Annotated in this window: 20 protein-coding genes and 1 pseudogene; 9 read left to right on the top strand and 12 right to left on the bottom strand. The window is 58.5% G+C overall.

Annotated features, from left to right (window positions below):
* Nucleotides 1-95: 95 nt before the first annotated feature.
* Both DET50_RS17730 and gloB read right to left on the bottom strand, forming a co-directional pair.
* Nucleotides 96-914: pseudogene (locus DET50_RS17730) on the bottom strand (transglycosylase SLT domain-containing protein); the annotation flags it as partial.
* 301 nt (nucleotides 915-1,215) lie between these two features.
* Entirely contained in the window at nucleotides 1,216-2,010 is a 795-nt protein-coding gene (gloB, locus tag DET50_RS17725; protein WP_113864072.1) for a hydroxyacylglutathione hydrolase, read from the bottom strand.
* A gap of 94 nt (nucleotides 2,011-2,104) precedes the next feature.
* Here gloB and DET50_RS17720 point away from each other — a divergent pair, with 94 nt between their 5' ends.
* From DET50_RS17720 to DET50_RS17700, 5 genes are all read left to right on the top strand, one after another.
* Nucleotides 2,105-2,905 (top strand): class I SAM-dependent methyltransferase, encoded by an 801-nt coding sequence (locus tag DET50_RS17720; RefSeq protein WP_113864071.1) that lies wholly within the window; start codon nucleotides 2,105-2,107, stop codon nucleotides 2,903-2,905.
* A gap of 19 nt (nucleotides 2,906-2,924) precedes the next feature.
* Nucleotides 2,925-3,368 (top strand): ribonuclease HI, encoded by a 444-nt coding sequence (gene rnhA / locus DET50_RS17715; RefSeq protein WP_113864070.1) that lies wholly within the window; start codon nucleotides 2,925-2,927, stop codon nucleotides 3,366-3,368.
* Entirely contained in the window at nucleotides 3,365-4,075 is a 711-nt protein-coding gene (gene dnaQ, locus DET50_RS17710; RefSeq protein WP_113864069.1) for a DNA polymerase III subunit epsilon, read from the top strand. The genes rnhA and dnaQ overlap by 4 nt, the downstream gene beginning before the upstream one ends.
* A gap of 217 nt (nucleotides 4,076-4,292) precedes the next feature.
* Nucleotides 4,293-5,999 (top strand): FimL-related protein, encoded by a 1,707-nt coding sequence (locus DET50_RS17705; protein ID WP_113864068.1) that lies wholly within the window; start codon nucleotides 4,293-4,295, stop codon nucleotides 5,997-5,999.
* A 5-nt stretch (nucleotides 6,000-6,004) separates the two neighbouring features.
* Entirely contained in the window at nucleotides 6,005-6,652 is a 648-nt protein-coding gene (locus DET50_RS17700; RefSeq protein ID WP_113864067.1) for a multidrug transporter, read from the top strand.
* Between the two features lie 64 nt (nucleotides 6,653-6,716).
* On the opposite strand, the gene DET50_RS17695 is transcribed toward DET50_RS17700, so the two are convergent.
* Nucleotides 6,717-7,031, bottom strand: coding sequence for an SCP2 sterol-binding domain-containing protein (locus DET50_RS17695; protein ID WP_092005880.1), 315 nt, complete (start codon nucleotides 7,029-7,031; stop codon nucleotides 6,717-6,719).
* A 183-nt stretch (nucleotides 7,032-7,214) separates the two neighbouring features.
* On the opposite strand from DET50_RS17695, the gene sohB reads away from it, so the two are divergent.
* Nucleotides 7,215-8,279, top strand: coding sequence for a protease SohB (gene sohB, locus DET50_RS17690; protein WP_113864066.1), 1,065 nt, complete (start codon nucleotides 7,215-7,217; stop codon nucleotides 8,277-8,279).
* Nucleotides 8,280-8,302: 23 nt separating this feature from the next.
* Nucleotides 8,303-9,301 (top strand): YhdH/YhfP family quinone oxidoreductase, encoded by a 999-nt coding sequence (locus tag DET50_RS17685; RefSeq protein WP_113864065.1) that lies wholly within the window; start codon nucleotides 8,303-8,305, stop codon nucleotides 9,299-9,301.
* 168 nt (nucleotides 9,302-9,469) lie between these two features.
* On the opposite strand, the gene DET50_RS17680 is transcribed toward DET50_RS17685, so the two are convergent.
* From DET50_RS17680 to metH, 4 genes are all read right to left on the bottom strand, one after another.
* Nucleotides 9,470-9,976: a DUF934 domain-containing protein gene (locus DET50_RS17680; RefSeq protein ID WP_113864064.1), complete on the bottom strand. Its 507-nt coding sequence runs from the start codon at nucleotides 9,974-9,976 to the stop codon at nucleotides 9,470-9,472.
* Nucleotides 9,969-11,621, bottom strand: coding sequence for a nitrite/sulfite reductase (locus DET50_RS17675; RefSeq protein WP_113864063.1), 1,653 nt, complete (start codon nucleotides 11,619-11,621; stop codon nucleotides 9,969-9,971). The genes DET50_RS17680 and DET50_RS17675 overlap by 8 nt, the downstream gene beginning before the upstream one ends.
* A 300-nt stretch (nucleotides 11,622-11,921) precedes the next feature.
* Nucleotides 11,922-12,161: a DUF2970 domain-containing protein gene (locus DET50_RS17670; protein ID WP_113864062.1), complete on the bottom strand. Its 240-nt coding sequence runs from the start codon at nucleotides 12,159-12,161 to the stop codon at nucleotides 11,922-11,924.
* An 18-nt stretch (nucleotides 12,162-12,179) separates the two neighbouring features.
* Nucleotides 12,180-15,878, bottom strand: a complete 3,699-nt coding sequence (gene metH, locus DET50_RS17665) for a methionine synthase (protein ID WP_113864061.1) — start codon at nucleotides 15,876-15,878, stop codon at nucleotides 12,180-12,182.
* Between the two features lie 244 nt (nucleotides 15,879-16,122).
* Between metH and nfuA the strand changes: the two genes are divergently transcribed.
* The gene (gene nfuA / locus DET50_RS17660) at nucleotides 16,123-16,710 is read left to right on the top strand and encodes a Fe-S biogenesis protein NfuA (protein WP_113864060.1); all 588 of its coding nucleotides are present in this window, start codon (nucleotides 16,123-16,125) and stop codon (nucleotides 16,708-16,710) included.
* A 206-nt stretch (nucleotides 16,711-16,916) separates the two neighbouring features.
* Nucleotides 16,917-18,116 carry a DUF445 domain-containing protein gene (locus DET50_RS17655; protein ID WP_220150168.1) on the top strand — a complete coding sequence of 400 codons (1,200 nt, stop codon included), beginning with the start codon at nucleotides 16,917-16,919 and terminating at the stop codon, nucleotides 18,114-18,116.
* 9 nt (nucleotides 18,117-18,125) lie between these two features.
* Here DET50_RS17655 and DET50_RS17650 read toward each other — a convergent pair whose 3' ends face one another.
* The 5 genes from DET50_RS17650 to DET50_RS17630 form a co-directional block, all read right to left on the bottom strand.
* Complete coding sequence (locus DET50_RS17650; protein ID WP_113864059.1) at nucleotides 18,126-18,452, bottom strand: TusE/DsrC/DsvC family sulfur relay protein; 327 nt, start codon at nucleotides 18,450-18,452, stop codon at nucleotides 18,126-18,128.
* 3 nt (nucleotides 18,453-18,455) lie between these two features.
* Nucleotides 18,456-18,737 carry a sulfurtransferase complex subunit TusB gene (gene tusB / locus DET50_RS17645; RefSeq protein ID WP_113864058.1) on the bottom strand — a complete coding sequence of 94 codons (282 nt, stop codon included), beginning with the start codon at nucleotides 18,735-18,737 and terminating at the stop codon, nucleotides 18,456-18,458.
* A 4-nt stretch (nucleotides 18,738-18,741) separates the two neighbouring features.
* A complete protein-coding gene (locus DET50_RS17640) occupies nucleotides 18,742-19,092 on the bottom strand; it encodes a DsrE family protein (protein ID WP_113864057.1) in 351 nt (116 codons plus the stop codon).
* Nucleotides 19,093-19,094: 2 nt separating this feature from the next.
* Nucleotides 19,095-19,511, bottom strand: a complete 417-nt coding sequence (gene tusD, locus DET50_RS17635; RefSeq protein ID WP_113864056.1) for a sulfurtransferase complex subunit TusD — start codon at nucleotides 19,509-19,511, stop codon at nucleotides 19,095-19,097.
* 90 nt (nucleotides 19,512-19,601) lie between these two features.
* Nucleotides 19,602-20,300 (bottom strand): Bax inhibitor-1/YccA family protein, encoded by a 699-nt coding sequence (locus DET50_RS17630; RefSeq protein ID WP_092005915.1) that lies wholly within the window; start codon nucleotides 20,298-20,300, stop codon nucleotides 19,602-19,604.
* Nucleotides 20,301-20,397: the final 97 nt, after the last annotated feature.

Raw genomic sequence — 20,397 nt, 5'->3', positions numbered from 1 at the left:
GAGTAGGCTGAAGAGGATCAATCAGATAATCCGCTGAGAAAGATTTTCTTCTTTACATCTTTGGCATTTTATCAACCAGAAATTCCGGATACCCTTAATTTGGGAACGTAGTGCCGGGTTTCACGGGGCAGGTTCAGGGACCAGAAATCGGTTGGCCGGTTGGCTTTCCGGTTGCGCCGCATGGCACTTGAGACGGTGCCTCCGCCACTGTTGTAGGCCGCCAGTGCCAGGGTGTAATCGCCGTCGAACCGCTCGGTCAGACGCTCCAGGTAGCGCAGGGCTGCGTCGGTGGCGGCGACGATGTCACGACGGTCGTCATGCCACCAGCTCTGGGTCAGACCGAAGTACTTGCCTGTAGAAGGAATGAACTGCCAGATTCCCGCAGCCCGGCCGTGGGAGTAGGCGAATGGATCGAAGGCACTTTCGACTACCGGCAGCAGCGCAAATTCGGCCGGCAGCCCGCGCTTTTCGGTCTCGTTGAGAATGTAGTGCAGGTACCGGCTGCCCCGGTCAACGACCCGGTCAATGTATTTCGGGTGGCTCGCATACCAGTTGAGCTGATCCCGGACCCGCTCATTGTCCACGTCGTGATCCAGGGCGAAACCCTGGCGCATGCGGTTCCAGAGATCCCGCTCCTTCTCGCCGTCATCGGCTTGTTGCTCGGGGTTATCCAGTTTCTCCCGGGCGTCCCGCGCGGTGGCCTGAAGATCCGCTCCGATGGCGTCATCCAGGGGCTCATCGGCGGAAGCATCGGCCGCCTGGCCGGATTCCACAGCATCTTTCAGGTCTTCATCGCCGGTGGCGACGGTGACCTGATCGGATTCCAGAGGGTCGCTGGTCGGAGAGAAAAAAGTGGAGCAACCGGTGGTCAGGGCACCAGCCAGCAGTAAAAAGGAAAATCGGTTGACCGACATAGGCAATTCCGGATCAGGGCTTTGGTCAGATGATACCTTGGAAAATCTGACCTGATGAATGGGTTGGGTCACAAAAGTGCAACCGATTCTATGAGAGCGGTTTTCCGGGGGTCAAGAAACGTCTCGTTACGATGACGATAGGGAGTGTGAACCCGGAGTGAAAATGGGGTCAGAAGAAGGCTTTCTTCAGACCCCGGGGGATTAGCATGGGGTCTGATGAACTCGTTCATCTGACCCCGTCTTCGGAGTTGGACTTGAAAATGGGGTCAGAAGAAAGTGTTCTTCAGACCCCGTCCTGTCTTTAGAAGTTGTCCTTGCCATGGCGAATGGCCGCAAAAATGGCATTCTCCGAATCCGCCGGGAGCCCATTCTGCGCACAGTAATTCCGGGCAGCATCCACAACCACCGGATCATCCCAGCGGAGAAACGGATTCAGGCGCTTTTCTTCACCCAGCACCGACGGCACCGTGGGATCGCCGGCTTCGCGGGCTTTCTGGCACTGTTCCTCAAACGCCTTCAGGCCTTCGTCCCGGGGCAGCCAGCTGCGGGCGAACTTGAGATTGGCCAGGGTGTACTCGTGTGCGCAGTAAACCGCAGTTTTTTCCGGGAGGTTGCGCAGGGTCTGCAGGGATTGCCGCATCTGTTCGGGAGTGCCCTCGAACAACCGCCCACAGCCGCAGACGAAGAGGGTGTCGCCACAGAACAGTACAGGGCGCCCGTTGACCTCGACGTCGGTGAAGTAGGCGATGTGATCGAGGGTGTGGCCCGGAACGCCCAGAACCTGGAAAGTGATCGATTCCCAGACAACCTCGTCACCGGGGTGGACGAGGTTGGTGGAGCCCTTGAACGGCGACTCGGCAGGGCCGGTTACCCGGCAGTCCGGGTGGGCTTTGACCAGATCCTTGATGCCACCAACATGGTCCGGATGGTGGTGGGTGACCAGGATCGTATCCAGGGTCAGGCCATTGGCGGCCAGGTGTTCCTCCACGGGCGCAGCTTGCCCGGGATCAACAATCAGCGCTTTTTTGGTGTCGGAATCGGCCAGGCACCAGATGTAGTTGTCACTGAAAGCAGGAATTGCGGAAATGGTCAGCATACGGCCCCACATGTGTTCGTAGAATGTGACTGGTATGATAGAGCATTAAATCTGTGGCCCCAACCTGGAGGCTGACAAGGCGGGAGGCAGGGTAGTGGTCAGATCCGGCAACATTGACTATCCGGCAAGGCACGAGAATTTCGAGCGTTGGTTCCAGTCCCCCCTCGGTCGGGCGCTGCTGGCGGACCAACGCCGGTTCTGCGACTATGAGCTGGGCAGCCTGATCGGGGCGCGGCAGCTTCAGATCGGTGTCAGTCACCGTCTTCCGCTGGCCACCGGCACCGATTTCGCGCAAAAGATCATGACCACGCCGCGGTGGTTCCCCCACATGCCCGACGGCGTGGCGGTCTGTGATGCCGATGAGCTGCCTTTCCCGTCGGACTCCATGGATCTGGTCATCCTGCACCACACCCCCGACTTTTCACCTTACCCGCACCAGGTGCTTAGGGAATCCGCAAGGGTATTGCGCGGTGAAGGCACCATCGTGTTGCTTGGCTTCAATCCGATGAGTCTGTGGGGCCTGCGCAAGCTTATGTCACGGCAGCAGGAAGGCCCCTGGGGCGGCCGTTTCATGCTCCGGGGGCGGATGGAGGACTGGCTCCGGTTGCTCGGGTTCAGTGTGGATACGTCCGTAACCCGGTTTTTCAGGTTTCCCATGCAGCGGTCCGGCAGGCACAGCTATCGTTGGATCGATAGCCGGTTGGCGGGCAATCGTCTCCTGCCTCTCGGCGCCTATTACTGTATCCTTGCCAAAAAACGGGTCTATGGCCGTATTCCCAGGCAGCCGGCCTGGCGCAAGAGCAAGGTCATTGCCATGCCCGGAACGGGAGCGGTTGGCGCCTCGCGGGGCTGCTATCGTGGCCCGGGCGGCGTGAGCCCCGAGGGTCAGGATTAACGAGGATTCAGGAGTTTGAATGGCGGATAAGGTAATTCTATACACGGACGGTGCCTGCAAGGGTAATCCCGGTCGTGGCGGCTGGGGCGTGGTGCTTCGTTATGGCGACGCCAAGAAGACCATGCACGGCGGTGAACTGCACACCACCAACAATCGCATGGAGCTGATGGCCGCAATCCGAGGTCTGGAGGCACTGAAACGTCCGTGCGATGTGGAGCTCTACACGGACTCCCAGTACGTCCGCAAGGGCATTACCGAGTGGATGGCCGGGTGGAAACGCAACGGCTGGAAGACTGCCGCGAAAAAACCGGTGAAGAATGACGACCTGTGGCGGGAACTGGATGCCGAAACCGCCCGGCACCGCGTCAACTGGCACTGGGTGAAGGGCCATGCGGGCGTACCCGACAACGAACTGGCTGACGAACTGGCAAACCGTGGCGTAGCGGAGTTGAGTGAAGCATGAGACAAATTGTACTGGATACCGAAACAACCGGCATCGATCCCAATGAAGGGCACCGGATCATTGAAATCGGTTGTGTGGAAGTGGTCGAACGTGAGCTGACCGGCCGGAACTACCACGTCTATATCAACCCCGAGCGTGAGGTGGAGGCCGAAGCCATCACCGTTCACGGCATTACCAATGAATTCCTGGTGGACAAACCAAAGTTCGCCGAGGTCGCTGAGGAATTCTTCGAATTCATCAAGGGTGCCGAACTGGTTATCCATAACGCCGCGTTCGACGTCGGCTTCATGGATGCGGAGTTCGCTCGCCTTAAGCCGATACGCAAAACCGCCGACCATTGCGGCATCGTCGATTCCCTGGCCATCGCCCGCGCCAAACACCCGGGCCAGAAAAACAGCCTGGACGCCCTGTGCAAACGTTACGGCGTGGACAACAGCAACCGGGAACTCCACGGCGCACTGCTGGATGCCGAGATCCTCGCCGATGTTTATCTGCTGATGACTGGCGGCCAGACCGCGCTGTCCCTGGATGCCGGCTCGGAAGACGGCGGCGCGGCCGGTGGCATCCGGCGCCTCAAGGCCGACCGCCCCCGGCTTTCAGTAGTAAGGGCCTCCGGTGAAGAGGCGAGTGCCCATGACGAGTTCATCGCGATGCTGGATAAACAGTCCGGCGAAAGCCTCTGGAGCAAGCTCGAACAGGCGGAATGAGAACTGGGTCAGCGTGTACCAATTGTTACACTCCGCCTTTGTTGAGCAACATGAGTTTTGTGTTATAAGTAATGATAAGTTCGCCAGTTTTTTGCGAACAGAGAATTGATCGGGCAGGGTGTAACCGATCTATAACAACAAAGCCCGGCGTTTCGTGGCCGGGCTGAATGTCAGGCACGGGACGCGGTAGTCTCCGCAAATCAGACAGGAAGCGTTTATGGTTCAATCGTCTCTGGCGACGAAATCGCAGTCGTTTGATCTGGTCAAAAGCGAGATAGAACAGACCATCAAGCAGGCAGAATCCAGCCTTGAGCGTTTCCAGGAAAATCGCGAGAGCGGGGAAGACCTCCAGAACTGTGTCGATTACCTGAACCAGTTGCGTGGTATTTTCATCCTCGTTGAGCTTCGTGGCGGCACCTTGCTATGCCAGGAAGCGGTTGCCATGGCCAATGACGTTCCAGTCGGTGCCAATGACGACAAGAATATTCTGCTTACCACCCTGAACAGCGCGCTGTTTATTCTTCGTCGCTACGTGGAGTACTACCACCAGCAGCGCGAGGACCATCCGGAACTGTTGCTGCCGGTCATCAACGATCTGCGCGAAGCCCGCCGCGAAAAACCTTACCCGGAATCCTGTTTCTTTGACGTGGACGTCAAAGAACGTCCGGACTTCTGCGCCGATCTCAATCTTGCTGCATTTGAAGGTAATGAAGCGGACTACGAGGTGATGGCCCGGCGGATGCGTCTGACCTTCCAGGTGGCGTTGCTGGGCGTTTTGCGGGATCGCAATGATGTGGTCAGTAAGAAATTGTTCGGCCGTGCCGCCCGTGGATTTGCACGGCTGTGTCAGGGCGCGCCCATGGGGCAGATGTGGTGCCTGCTGGGAATTGTTGCGGACACGATGCTTGATCGGGCAATGATCTTCACCAAGGCTCGCAAACGCATGTTCATGCGGATAGAGCGGTACGCCCGGGAAGTGGTTTATGTCGGGAGGGTGGCCACGACCAAGGATGCCCCGGACTCACTGATCCGGGACCTGATCTACATGCTTTACCGTAGCGGATCTGCCAACCCGGAAGTGACGCGCATTCTCTCGGCTTATCGCCTGGCGCCCGCGGAATTTCCGGATGCAATGCTGGAAGCCCATGCCCGTCGCCTGTATGGCCCGGGTAGCGATGTACTCAAGTCCCTGTCGGACGCCTTGCAGGATGAGCTCAACCAGCTCAAGGATAAACTCGACATCATTGAGAGGGGTATCGAGCCGGATCTGGCAGAGTTGTCGTCCATCGCCGATGCCCTCGAGCGACTCGCCAACACCCTGGTGATGCTGGACCTCAACAAGCTGGCCGGCATTTCCCGGGATGAAGCGGCCAAGTTGCGCAAGTGGGAAGAAGACAACCGGTTGCCTGGCGATGATGAGCTTTACCGCCTGGCCGACTCCGTTCTGGGGGTCGAGGACGCCGTGATGCAGATCGTCACTCGCGGTATCACCTCCGAAACGGACGCCCTGGCCGGCAGCCGGCGCAACCGGGATGAATCGGTCTACCTCCAGGAAGCGATGTTCGTGGTGGCGGATGAGGCCAGAAGTGCACTGACCCTCGCCAAACGCGCAATTACTGCATTCATCGAATCGGATTACGACAAGCTGCACCTGGCCAATCTGCCGGCAACCCTGCACAGCATCTGGGGCGGCCTGCAGATGGTCAATGATCCCGGCGCTGCCAACGTGCTTAAACGTGTGGCCGCCTCGATCCAGGATCGCCTCCTCGATGCCCGTCAGGCGCCCCCGCATCAGGTGCTCGAAGCGCTGGCAGATGCGTTGACGTCACTTGAGTATTACATCGAAAGCATCGGGAAGCGGGAAGACCGCAACCCCGATCTGCTCAAGCTGGCTGAATCCTCCCTCGACGACGTTGGCCTGTAATCCCCATGTCCCATGAGCTCGCAACCATCGTACTGGCGGTCGTCGGCGCGGTGCTGGTGATTGCGAGCCTCCTTTTTTTCCTCCGCCCTCGTTGGTTGCTGGGCTGGCTGAAAGGCATGGCGGTATTCTCCGTGCTGGTAATCGGAATTTATACCCTGGTGATTGCCGTGAACCTGCTGGGCTACCAGTCACTGGAAGGGATGAAGACCGTAGCGACGGTCTCCACCCAGCGGCAGGGAGAGCAGCTCTGGGTTGTGACCCTGCAGACCGGAGAAGGGGCACCGGTCATCCAGTCGGTCAGGGGGGATCAGTGGCAACTGGATGCGCGCATCATCCGGTTCGCGGGCCCCATTCGCTGGTTGGGAGTCGCACCGGGATATCGACTGGAGCGCCTGAGTGGTCGCTATACCTCGCTTGAGAACGAACAGAGTATGCCCAGGACGGTGATCGGGCTGAGTGAGCAGAAGTGGCCCGATCTCTGGGAGCTGGACCGGCAATTCAACTTGCCGTTTGTGGAGGGGGTCTATGGTAATGCCACTTTCATGCCGATGCGCGACGGCGCCCTGTTCGAAGTCAGGTTGTCAGCCTCAGGGTTGGTGGCGGCTCCCCAGAATGAAGCGGCACGGCAGGCGGTGCAGCTCTGGGATGAGTAAATCGGTTATTCAGGCATAAAAAACCTGCGACGCGCGCAGGTTTTTTTATGAGCGGGGCGGGGCTTCAGCCCATGTTGAACAGCTCGCCCAGCTTGGTTGCCAGCATCATGTCGCCTTCAGCGCGCAGCTGACCAGCCATGAACGCCTGCATACCATCGGTTTCGCCGGAAACGATGCCCTGCAGAGTATCGGAGTTCATGATCAGGGTAACGGAAGGGTCTTCATGAGAGCCTTCGTGCAGCTTGCAGGAGCCGTCGTTGATGGCCAGGTGGTAGTTCTTGTCGTCCTCAATGTCGAACTGGAACACCAGATCGAGGCCTTGAGCTGCGTCTGCGTTGAAATTCTGTTCGAGTTTTTCAAATACCTGAGCTACAGACATTATCTTGCCCTTCTGAATGGTTGTCTTGTCTTGGAGAAGCCGATCTCGCAATTCGACTTTATGGTCAGCAGAGGGTCGTGTCAAGCTCGATCGAACGCTTGTTTTAATTTTTTTGCTCCGCTTATCAGTGTCAATTCGGTAAGTTACACTCTCGTCTTTGCATAACCATTTGGAGAAGCCATTTTGGAGTTCCTGACAGAATACGGCCTGTTCCTGGCCAAGGTCGTGACCTTCGTGGTTGCCGCCCTCGTGATCATTTCCGTCATCCTCTCTGCTGCCCAAAAGGAGCGTGGGGATCACGAAGGTGAGGGCGAGTTGAGAATCCGGAAGCTCAACGACAAATACCAGAAGTTGCGGGAAACCATTCAGGCGCGCCTGATGGACGAAGGCGAACGCAAAGCCTTCCAGAAAGCACGTAAAAAGGAAGCCAAAGCCGAGAAAAAGGCCGCAAAAGCCAAGGCCAAAAGTGATAGTGACGAGCAGGAAGTTCGCACGAGAGTCTATGTGCTCGATTTCGATGGAGATATCAAAGCCAGCGATACCGATCAGCTGCGCCGGTCCATTTCAGCGGTCCTGAGTGTTGCCAAACCGGAGCAGGACGAGGTGGTAATTCGCCTGGAAAGCGGGGGCGGACTGGTGCATTCCTATGGCCTGGCTGCCGCCCAGCTGGACCGGATTCGCAGCAAGGGCATCCCGCTGACGGCCTGCGTCGACAAGGTGGCTGCCAGTGGCGGTTACATGATGGCCTGTGTGGCGGACCGGATCGTCGCCTCTCCCTTTGCCATTCTCGGATCCATCGGGGTGGTTGCCCAGTTGCCGAACTTCCACCGCTTCCTCAAGAAGAACGATGTGGATTTCGAGGTGCTGACCGCCGGCGAGCACAAGCGAACCATGACCATCTTCGGGGAAAATACCGAGAAAGGCCGGCAGAAGTTTCTCGAGGACCTGGAAGATACCCATGGGCTGTTCAAGGAGTACGTGACCGAGCGCCGGCCCAGTGTCGATATCGCCAAAGTGGCAAATGGCGACATCTGGTTTGGCAAGCGGGCCCTGGACGTCAATCTGATCGACGAGATCAAGACCTCCGACGAATATCTCATTGAGGCCTGTGATCGTGCCGACGTAGTGTCAGTAACATACCAACGCAAGCGGACACTCCCGGAAAAACTGGGCCTGGCCACCAGCGCAGCCCTGGAGCACACCGTATGGCGCGTGCTCAGCGCTTTCCGGAACCAGAAGATTCAGTAGCTGACAACAAACGGGGTAACACGATGACAACGAACAGCGAATTCAAAGCCTGGCGAGTGGAAGAGAAAGATGGCGAATACCAGGGTAGTGAACAGACCCTCAGCACGGCCGATCTGCCGGAAGGCGAGGTTCTGATCCGGGTCACCCACTCCTCACTGAACTACAAGGACGCGCTGTCTGCGTCTGGCAACAAGGGCGTTACCCGCTCGTTTCCCCACACCCCGGGCATTGATGCCGCCGGTGAAGTGGTGGAATCGGCAACCGGTGAGCCGGCGGTGGGCAGCCGGGTAATTGTGACCGGGTATGACCTCGGTATGAACACCGATGGCGGTTTTGGTGAGTACATCCGTGTGCCGGCTGCATGGTGTGTGCCGATGCCCTCCGGCTGGGATGCTCGCACCGCGATGATTTACGGCACCGCTGGCCTGACTGCGGGCCTGTGTGTAGGCAAACTCCTGAAGATGGGCGCCAGTCCGGAACAGGGCAAGGTGGCTGTCAGTGGCGCCTCCGGTGCCGTCGGCAGCGTCGCCATCGAGTTGCTGGCGAACCTGGGCTTTGACGTTGTGGCGATCAGTGGCAAGGCTGATCATGCCGACAGCCTGAAGGATCTGGGCGCCAGTGAAGTGGTGGGCCGTGACGCCCTGGCGGAAGAAAAGAAGCCGCTGCTCAAGCCGGTCTTTGCCAATGCGGTGGATACCGTGGGTGGAACACCGTTGGCGGAATTGCTTAAGCAGGTCCAGCCGGGTGGGTCAGTGTCGTGCTGCGGCCTGGTGGCCGGTCCCCAACTGTCCACTACCGTGCTGCCGTTCATCCTGCGTGGTGTAAATTTGCTGGGTGTGGATTCGGTTGAGATTCCTTTGCCGGACAAGCAAGCCGTGTGGGAGAAGTTTGCCGGCGAGTGGAAGTGTCCGAAGACCGAAGCTTCGGCCCGGGATATCGGGCGTGCGGAGCTGGATGAGGCGTTGAAGGCGTTTTTGAAGGGGGCGTCCGCCGGCAAGATTGTGCTGGACCATAGCCGGTGAGGTGACGTCCAAGTAGGGGTCAGAAGAAAGCTTTCTTCAGACCCCGGGGGCAGAAAATGGGGTCAGATGAACAAGTTCATCAGACCCCGATCTGGCCGCCAACTCAGGTGCTTACTCAGGGGTCTGATGAACTTGTTCATCTGACCCCATCTTCAACCAAACTCCAAATCACCCGGCCCGCCGCCGAAACAGCGGCAAATCCGTATCCGTCGCCGCCTGATACCCCTGGCTGAAGAAATTCAGGCAAGTGGCCGCATGGTTGATGTCCTTGTCGGCACGCAAGGCATAGGAATCAAACCCACACCGCTTCATGAACTGCAGCTGGTCGAGCAGCACATCCCCGATGGCCCGCAGCTCGTTCCGGTACCCAAACCGCTCCCGCAACAACCTGGCAATGCTATAGCCACGGCCATCCACGAAGCGCGGGAAATTCACCCCGATCAGCGGCAGTTCGTTGACCTTATCCGCAATGATTTCCGGCTCATCGTGGCTGTCAAACCAGACACCGATCCGGTCATTGCCGGTGAAATGCTCGTAGCCGGCCAGCCACAAATCGGCCGGAATCAGCGCCGGCTGGTCTGACGGAATGGCAAGAGACTCACCATCTTCCGGGCGCGGAACCACCGCCCAGTTGTCCTGACGGATAGTGCCGTCTGCGTTGATTACATCAGGCATAAACCCGCTCCTTGAATGGTTTGATACCAATCCGACGATAGGTGTCGAGGAACTCTTCCTCTTCGGTACGCTGATCGACGTACACATCGATAATCTTTGCGATAACTTCCGGCATGTCCTCCCGGGCAAAGGAGGGCCCGAGAATCTTGCCGATATCCGCGTCATGGTGGGAAGAGCCGCCCAGGCTGACCTGGTAGAACTCCTCGCCCTTCTTGTCGACACCCAATACGCCAATGTTGCCGACGTGGTGATGACCACAGGCGTTCATGCACCCGGAGATGTTCAGATCGATGTTGCCCAGGTCATACAGGTAGTCCAGGTCCTCGAACCGACGCTGGATGGCCTCGGCCACCGGGATGGATTTGGCGTTGGCCAGGGCGCAGTAATCGCCGCCCGGGCAGCAGATGATGTCGGTCAGGGTGTTCAGGTTGGCGGTCCCGAAGCCCATGGGCGTGATGGCTTCCCACAGTTCCAGCAGCCGGTCCTGGCGCACATCGGCCAGCACCACGTTCTGGTGGTGGGTGACCCGGACCTCTCCGAAACTGTACTCATCGGCCAGATCGGCAATCTGTTCGAGCTGGTGATCAGTGACATCGCCCGGCGGTGTGCCGGTCTTCTTCAGGGTCAGGGTTACAATGGCGTAGCCGGGCTTCTTGTGAACGTCCACGTTGTGGCTCAGCCACTGGTCAAAATCGCGGTTCTCGAACCGTTGCCGGGCAAGCAGGTCGGTTGCGTTGTCGAGGGCTTCGTAAGGCGGTTCGGTAAAGAACCCCTTCATCCGCTCAATGGCTTCCGGAGTCAGGCGGGTCGGCGAATCCTTGATGTGCGCCCACTCCGCTTCCACTTTCTCGGCAAAACCTTCGGGCGTCAGAGCCTTGACCAGAATCTTGATCCGCGCCTTGAACTTGTTGTCCCGGCGGCCATAGCGGTTGTAGACCCGCAGGACCGCCTCGAGATAGGTCAGCAAATCCAGTTCCGGCAGGAATTCGCGGATCACCGGGCCGACCATCGGTGTCCGGCCGAGGCCGCCACCCACATGAACACGGAAGCCCAGTTCGCCGGCGTCGTTGCGCACGATCTGAAGCCCGATGTCGTGGATGCGGATTGCCGCGCGGTCCGTTTTTTCAGAGGCGTTTACTGCCACCTTGAACTTGCGGGGCAGGAACGCGAATTCCGGATGGAACGTGGACCACTGGCGGATAATTTCGCAGTAGGGCCGGGGATCGGTAATCTCATCGGCCTGAACACCGGAAAACTGGTCTGTGGTGGTGTTCCGGATGCAGTTGCCACTGGTCTGGTTGGCGTGCATTTCCACCTCCGCCAGGTCGGCCAGAATGTCCGGAACATCCTCCAGGGCCGGCCAGTTGAGCTGCACGTTCTGCCGGGTGGTGAAATGGGCGTAGCCCTTGTCGTAATCCCGGGTGATACGGGCGAGACGACGCAACTGGTCGGAGCGCAGCATGCCGTAAGGCACGCAGATCCTCAGCATCGGAGCATGGCGCTGGACGTAGAGTCCGTTCTGCAAGCGCAGCGGAAGGAATTCTTCCTCGCTGAGTTCGCCCGCCAGGGCGCGTCGGGTCTGGTCCCTGAACTGGGCTACCCGTTCCGCTGCCATTTGCCGGTCGTGTTCGTCGTATACGTACATAGGGGTAATGTCCTGCCTCTTATATCTGGATCGCAGGATATCACCAGGTTTTTATTTCCAAAATGATTATTTCAAAATATGTTTATCGATTCAGGCGATAAGCGGGCGGGGCACAGGCTGGACGAATATCAATTTCCTGCTTAACTGAAAAGATAACAACAATGACCTGAAAAAAAGTGAGAAGGGGTACTTCCATGAAAAAGAGCATGCGTTCAGACAGTCAGGCAGACGCCATCGCTGCAGTTCTGGTAGTGGTACTGGTGGTCGCCTTCGCCGTTGTCTGGGTCTCGGGCCAATAGTCTACTGGCTGGCGAGCACAGCCTGTACCACCAGAATCAGTCCGCCCACAAAGGCCGCGGTGAACAATAGTCCGGCAATGATATAGGGCCAGGGACTGTGGCTGGAGAAATCCTCTTGCCGGCGCTTGTCGGACTGAACCCCGAAAGCGCCGGCCAGAATGCTTTGCATTATTTTCAAAACGCCCGGTGAGCCCGATTTCCGATCTTTCTTGTTGCTTTGATTGTCGGTTGTGTCGGTCATTGCGTGCTATGTCCCCGTCTATTCTGCCGGATCGTAGGCCAGGCTTGGCATCAGCCAGCGCTCCGCCTCCGCCTTGGATATACCTTTACGTTCAGCATAGTCCTCAACCTGATCCACGCCAATCTTGCCGACGGCAAAGTACTTGGACTCGGGATGGGCGAAGTACCAGCCGGATACCGCCGCGGTGGGGAACATGGCGAAATGCTCGGTCAGCTCCAGACCAATTTTTCCGGTGGCCTCCAGCAGACGGAACAGGGTTGCCTTCTCGGTGTGATCAGGGCAGGCCGGGTAACCCGGGGCCGGGCGGATACCGCGGTAGCGTTCCTTGATCAGATCCTCGTTTGGCAGATGCTCGTCGGCAGCGTAGCCCCAGAATTCCTTGCGCACCCGTTCATGCATCCGCTCGGCGAAGGCCTCGGCGAGGCGATCGGCCAGGGCCTTGACCATGATGGCATTGTAGTCGTCGTGCTTGTCCTTGAATGCCTGTGAGAATTCCTCGGCACCAATACCGGTGGTCACCGCAAAGCCGCCCACATAATCCACTTTCCGGGAATCTTCCGGTGCCACGAAATCGGACAGCGCCATCATCGGCTTGCCGGGTGCCTTTTCATCCTGCTGGCGCAGGTGGTGCAGGGTAGTCAGCTCTTCGGTGCGGGATTCGTCGGTGTAGACCACGATGTCATCGCCGCGACGGTTGGCCGGCCAGAAGCCGATCACACCCCGGGCAGTCACCCGTTTCTCTGCGATCATCTGCTTCAGGATCTTCTGGGCGTCATTGAACAGGCTGCGGGCCGCTTCGCCGCGCTTGGGATCGTCAAAGATCGCCGGATACTTGCCTGAGATGTCCCAGGAAATGAAGAACGGCGTCCAGTCGATGTAGTCGACAAGCTCTTCGAGGTCATAGTCCTCGAACACCCGGATACCGGTGAAGGACGGCTTTGGCGGCTCATAACCTTCGAAGTTGATTTCCGGTGCGCGGGCACGGGCTTCCTTCAGGGAGACCAGCTTGGTCCGCTCTCCGCGGTTCTTCCGGCGCTCCCGAATTTCCTCATATTCGGTACGGGCCGCCTCGACAAAGGCCGGCTTGGCGGTCTTGCTCAGCAGCTGGGAGGCCACGTTAACGCAGCGGGAGGCGTCGGAGACATACAGGGCCATGTCGTTCTTGTACTGCGGCTCGATCTTCACCGCCGTGTGCGCCTTGGAGGTGGTGGCGCCACCGATCATCAGCGGGATGTTGAAGTCCAGGCGCTGCATCTCCCTGGCCACATGCACCATCTCGTCGAGGGACGGAGTGATCAGGCCGCTGAGACCGATGATGTCGACGTTCTCTTTCCTGGCGGTTTCCAGGATCTTGTCGCAGGGCACCATCACGCCCATGTCGATTACTTCGTAGTTGTTGCACTGCAGAACAACACCCACGATGTTCTTGCCGATGTCGTGCACATCGCCCTTCACCGTGGCCATGAGAATCTTGCCCTTGGCCTGCTGGCCCTCGGACTTCTCCGCCTCGATGTAGGGGATCAGGTAGGCTACGGCCTGCTTCATCACCCGGGCACTCTTGACCACCTGGGGCAGGAACATCTTGCCGTCGCCGAACAGGTCACCGACCACGTTCATGCCGTCCATCAGCGGGCCTTCGATGACCTCGATGGGGTGGGTGGCATTCTGGCGGCAGGCCTCGGTGTCTTCGGTAATATAGTTGGTGATGCCTTTGACAAGGGCATGTTCAAGGCGCTTCTCAACTGGCCATTCGCGCCAGGCCAGGTCCTCTTCCTGGGTCTTGCCGCCTTTGCCCTTGAACTTCTCGGCCGCTTCCAGCAGGCGATCGGTGGCGTCATCCCGGCGGTTGAGTACCACGTCCTCCACCAGTTCCTTCAGATCCGGCTCGATCTCATCGTAAATCACCAATTGCCCGGGATTGACGATGCCCATGTTCATGCCGGCCTTGATGGCGTGGTACAGGAACACCGAGTGGATGGCCTCGCGCACCGCATCGTTGCCCCGAAACGAGAACGAGACGTTGCTTACGCCGCCCGAGATGGAGGCGTAGGGCAGGTTTTCCTTGATCCAGCGGGTGGCGTTGATGAAGTCCACCGCGTAGTTGTTGTGTTCCTCAATGCCGGTGGCGATGGCGAAGATGTTCGGGTCGAAGATGATGTCGGCCGGATTGAACCCGATGCCGGTCAAGACATCGTAGGAGCGCTTGCAGATCTCGGTCTTGCGCTCGTAGGTGTCGGCCTGACCGTCTTCGTCAAAGGCCATGACCACCACGGCAGCACCGTAACGCATGCAGTCTTTCGCCCGCTTGATGAATTCCTCTTCGCCTTCTTTCAGGCTGATGGAGTTCACCACCGCCTTGCCCTGGATACAGCGCAGGCCGGCCTCGATCACTTCCCACTTGGAGGAATCGATCATGATGGGCACCCGGGAAATGTCCGGTTCGGAGGCGACCAGGTTCAGGAAGGTGACCATGACCTCCTTTGAATCCAGCATGCCCTCATCCATGTTGATATCGATGATCTGGGCGCCGTTCTCCACCTGGTCCCGGGCGACACTGAGCGCTTCCTCGTACTGCTCTTCCTTGATCAGGCGCAGAAACCGCTTGGAGCCGGTGACGTTGGTGCGTTCGCCCACGTTGATGAACAGGGTGGTCTCATCACCGGTAAAGGGCTCGAGGCCGGACAGGCGCAGGGCCTTCGGGCGCTCGGGAATCTGCCGGGGCGGGTACTTGGCGACGGCTTTGGCAATGGCCTCGATATGATCCGGGCGGGAACCGCAGCAGCCACCAATGATGTTCAGGAAGCCGTCTTTGGCGAAACCTTCGATGATCTCCGCCATTTCCTCCGCGGTCTGGTCGTACTCACCGAATTCATTGGGCAGGCCGGCATTGGGATGGGCGGAGACATAGGTCTCGGCCTTGGTGGACAACTCCTCAACATAGGGGCGCAGCGCATCGGCTCCCAGGGCGCAGTTCAGGCCGACGGAAATGGGCCTGGCATGGGCGATGGAGTTGTAGAAGGCCTCGGTGGTCTGGCCAGACAGGGTGCGGCCGGAGGCATCGGTGATGGTGCCGGAAATCATGATCGGCAACTCGGTGCCGGTGTCCTCGAACACCTGCTGGGTGGCGTAGATGGCCGCCTTGGCGTTGAGCGTATCGAAGATCGTTTCGATCAGGATCAGATCGGCACCGCCTTCCATCAGGCCTGAAACCGCCTCGTAATAATTATCCACCAGAGTCTGGAAATCGACGTTACGGTAGCCGGGATTGTTCACATCCGGGGAGATGGATGCAGTGCGGGAGGTAGGGCCGACCGCACCGGCAACAAAACGGGGCTTGCTCGGGTCCCTGGCGGTGAATTCGTCGGCAATCTCCCGCGCCAGCCTGGCGGAGGCCACGTTCAGCTCCCGGGCCAGATCTTCCATGCCGTAATCGGCCTGGGACAGGCGGGTGGAGTTGAAGGTGTTGGTCTCGATGATGTCGGCGCCTGCGTCCAGGTAGTCCGCATGGATGTTGCGAAGCAGGGCAGGCTGCGTCAGGTTGAGCAGGTCGTTGTTACCCTGCACCTCCCGCTCGAAGTCCTTGAACCGATCGCCCCGGAATGCGGCTTCATCCAACTTCTGGTTCTGGATCATGGTGCCCATGCCGCCATCAAGAATCACAATGCGTTCCTTGAGGGCTTGATGAAGCTGTTCCAGACGGGTAGTGCGATCGGTCATAGGGAAATCTTCCGGGTGTCGTGGCTAACGTCGTATTTCAGTCAATGGCGCGGGATCATAGCAAAAATGCCGGATTCCGTCTTAGTTCGAATGATCAATATCAAGAGCCGCATTACTGGTGCTTAAAGCAGGCATTCATACGGGAAATTCATTACCTGATTAAATCCCGACTATTTTACTTGGTCTTTCATGTTCCCGCGAACTCTCTTAAAATAGGAATCAAACTTCCAAACGGGTAGGAAACATGGCATTGGTTACCGTGACAGATTCCGCGCGGGATTACCTCGCGCAACTCATTGAAAAGCAGGACGTAGAAGGCATGGGCGTACGGATTTTCGTTACCCAGCCTGGCACCAAGAATGCCGAGACGTGCCTGGCCTACTGCCCGCCCAATGAAGTCGTTCCAACGGACGAGCAGCTGGATCTGGGCAAGTTTACCCTGTACCTGGACCATAATTCGGTGCCGTTCCTGGAAGAGGCCTACGTCGATTACTCCAAGGACCAGATGGGCGGTCAGCTGACCATCAAGGCCCCGAACGCCAAGGTGCCCAAGATTGACGATGATGCACCGCTGCCTGATCGCGTGAACTACGTGCTGGCCTCCGAGATCAATCCGAACCTGGCGGCCCACGGCGGAGATGTGTCTCTTGTCGAGATCGTGGATGAGTCCGTTGCCGTGCTGCGCTTCGGTGGTGGTTGTCAGGGCTGTTCCGCCGTCAGCCTGACTCTCAAGCAGGGCGTTGAATCCACCCTGAAAGAGCGCGTGCCGGAAATTACGGCCGTCCGCGACGTAACAGATCACTCCTACACCGAAAACGCTTACTACCAGTAAGCCGTCTCTGTGAGCCCCGGCCGCCAGGCCGGGGTTTTTGCTGCCGCAATTCCTCGCACCCCATGGCTTCACGGCCAATGTTGTGACATTTCAATTACTTCATCATCGGTCACATAGACTGACATGCCGGGCCACTACACTGTTGGCAGGCACTCAAGAACCGAATGCTCGTCGGCCTTTGGCCGCAAACTCAACCGGGGTAACACTTGATCGACCTAGCACTCCTGTCTGTGCCTGTCATGGCTGCTGTCACCGGCTGGGTGACGAATTGGCTGGCAATCCAGATGTCCTTCTATCCGGTCCGGTTCGTCGGCTTCGGTGTGATTGGCTGGCAGGGGGTTATTCCCCGTAAAGCAGAGAAAATGGCTCACATCTGCATTGACCATACCCTGCAGAAATTCGGCGATCTGAATTCCGTCTACGAAAAGCTTGAGCCCCATCGCATCGTTGAGCAGGTGATCTCACAGGTGACCCCGAGGGTGGATGAGTACATCGATGAAATCATGTACGAGAATCACCCGGTCCTGTGGGACAACGTGCCCTTGTTCGTCCGTAACCGGATCTATAAATGGGCGAGGGAAGCGTTGCCGGAGCGGGTCGAGGAACTGGTGGAGGACTTCGGTGACGATCTGGACGAGCTGGTGGACCTCAAGGCGCTGTTAAGCCGGGAGCTCAAGCGCCATCCGGATCTGATGAACCGGATCTTCAAGCAGGCGGGGTCAGTAGAGCTGCAATCGGTAATCAATCTGGGCGCGATCATCGGTGGCCTGCTTGGCGCCATGCTGGTGCCACTCTGGGTTCGGTATCCGGAGCCGTGGCTGCTCCCGTTAGGCGGCTTTGCCGTCGGCTTCCTGACCAACTGGCTGGCCATCAATCTGATTTTTACTCCTGCTGAACCCCGCCGTTTCCTGTTGTGGAAGATCCAGGGCCTTTTCCTGCGCCGGCAGCCTGAAATCAGTGAGGTCTGGGCGCGACTGGTGGCGGAAGAGCTCATTACCGTCGAACGAGTAGCTGATGCCATGATCAACGGTGCCCATGGCGACCGCACCCGGGCGATCATCCAGAAACACCTGCGGCCACTACTGGACAGTTCGCCGGTCCTGAAGCTGACAGCGCAGGTATCGGTCGGGGTCACCGGCTATACCGAATTGAAGAAATCGCTGTACCAGAAAGCCGTGGTGGCCACCGGTGATGTCTTTTCGGACCCGGCGTTCAACCGGGAGCGCGCGCCGGTGGTGGCACAGGTCCTGGCCGGCCAGATGAAATCCCTCGGTCCCAGAGAGTTCCAGGGCATCCTGCGCCCGGCCTTTCACGAGGAAGAGTTGCAGCTGATGATCGTGGGTGGCGTGTTCGGTGCCCTAGCCGGACTCATCCAGTTCCTGAGCCTGACCTATCTCGTGTTCTGAGCCCCTTTGTCAAAGGCAGTTGGTGGGGCGGGGCAGCCCGGCGATCCGGCAGGCGGTCTTGGCAGGCGTGCCCGGAAACAACTGCATCAGGTAAATGCTGTTGCCTTTCTCCTCCCCGAAGGCTTCCTTTACCGCCTTGACGAAGAGCCGATTCGAGGGGGGCGAGACTTCATGCTGTTTATAAAATTCCCGCAAAAACTCTATGATTTCCCAATGATTTTCAGATAGCTCGATGGCGTCTTCGGCAGCAATGACTTCTGCCACCTCCGGGGTCCACGCCCAGGCATCCTCCAGAAAACCTTCGTTGTTCCGTTCGGGCATCTGCTGCTCACTCATGGCTCACCAACTGATTACCTGTTGCGCGCGGGCGGTCAGCGCGACCATGGCGTCATAGTCGACGGTTTCCACTGTTCCGGATTGACTTACAATTCCCCGCGCAGCCATGTCCGGTTCGAGGGCGAGGACTTTCCCGGAAGCACTGGCTGACGCGGTACTGAGCCCCAGGACACCGTTCTCGATCAGCAAGATTGTATCCGCCGGGCCGGCAATGGACAGGCAGCGGGCAAACCTCGGGTGTTCCGGGGACTTGTTCAGAATGTGCAGGGTCTGGATCTCGGTCATGGCATTATCCGGCAAAGGCGGTGTGGCTGTAGTTTGTGAACAGTTGCGAGTCGGCCTGTACGAGGGTCACGCCATCCAGCAATTGTTCGGCCTCAAGTCCGTAGCGTTTGCAGTCGTCACCATCGGCAAGCAGGGCTTCCACGCCAAAGATGGGTGCGGCGGCCAGATTTTTCTCCACCGACTTCTGACGGATCGTTCCGGGCTCCTGTCCCTTGCGAAGCCAGTTTACTCCGGCACCACAGAACAGCAGTGATACCGGCTGGTCAAACGCAGCCAGCGAAAACGCCATATCCAGGGCTTCCCGGCCGGCCCAGCTGCCATAGGGAGGCTGGTCGATGACAATCAAAGTGCTCATGGTCAGTCGCTCCCGTGAAAATAGACGGTTCGTGATGACGACATCCGGCCCTCAACCCACTCGCCCAGGCCCGCGATAGTGAATGGCGCCCGGAGGTTGCTGGCGGGCAGCTCATACCGTTTCTGCTCGCCTTCATCCACCAGGCCGCGCCTCAACGCCGAGGCAATGCAGGCAACGCCGGGAATGCCGTGTTCCTCAAGAAAAGTACTCCACTCCCGGGGCCATTGAGGTTCATCGGAAGGTGGCGAGGCGAGGGCGGAGGCAAGCTGTACGCCATCCCCGTACAGGAATACCCGGTCTACCCGATGGCCGGCCTTTATGGCGGCCGCAGCAAAGCTCAGTGCGCTCTGGGGTGCCTGGGAGCTGTAGGGCGCTCCGGTGATAACGAGAGTGAAGGAGAACGGGGTGGAATCCTGCATGGCCGGTACCGTGTTGATAGCGGTTTCAGTTTACTCAAAGTAAAAGCCCCGGCAAGGCCGGGGCTTCGACAAACCTGGTTTCAGCTGCGATCAGTCTTCGCCGCTGAAGGCAGCCAGCAGGTGCAGCAGGCTGACAAACAGGTTGTAGATGGAGACGTACAGCCCCACGGTAGCGATGATGTAGTTGCGCTCGCCGCCCTTGATGATCTGGCTGGTCTCGAACAGGATCATGATGGAGGCGAAGATGGTGAAGCCTGCGGACACCGCCAGGTGCAGGGCAGAGCTTTCCATGATGAACGCCAGGACCATGGCGCCGATCAGCACGAAGGCGCCAGCGGTCAGGAAGCTGGACATGAAGCTGAAGTCCTTCTTGGTGATGATCGCGGTTGCGGACAGACCAACGAAGGCGACAGCGGTCAGTGTCAGCGCCTGGGCGACGATCTGGGATGCGCCAGCGGCCACGAACGCACCAATGATCGGGCCCAGGGTGTAACCCATGAAACCGGTCAGGGCAAAGGTAGTCACAATGCCCCAGGGGCTGTTCTTCAGTTTATAGGTGGCAAACAGAAGTCCGATGTAGCCCACAATGGTGATCAGGAAGCCCGGATGGGTTCCGTTCATGTTGAGGAATGCGGTCAGGGCCGAGAAGGCCAGAGTCATGCCCAGGAGCATGTAGGTGTTGCGCAGCACATTCATTGCATCAGCGCTGATGCCAGTAGTCGCTCGCTCAGCCTGAGGCGCGGAATAGGCACCCTGCTGGTTCTGAGCGCCGAATCTTCTGTTTTCCATTGTCATCTCCGTTTGTGTAACGACTGGATACTGTCCCCAATCATAATGTCGAATACGCAACTTTCAATCATTTACGACAATAAAGTGCTCCGCGGAT

It is taken from the genome of Marinobacter pelagius (genome assembly GCF_003315345.1).
Taxonomy (GTDB): domain Bacteria; phylum Pseudomonadota; class Gammaproteobacteria; order Pseudomonadales; family Oleiphilaceae; genus Marinobacter; species Marinobacter pelagius_A.
The sequence above is the reverse complement of the archived record's forward strand: the minus strand, read 5'-3'. Positions and strand labels throughout refer to the sequence as shown.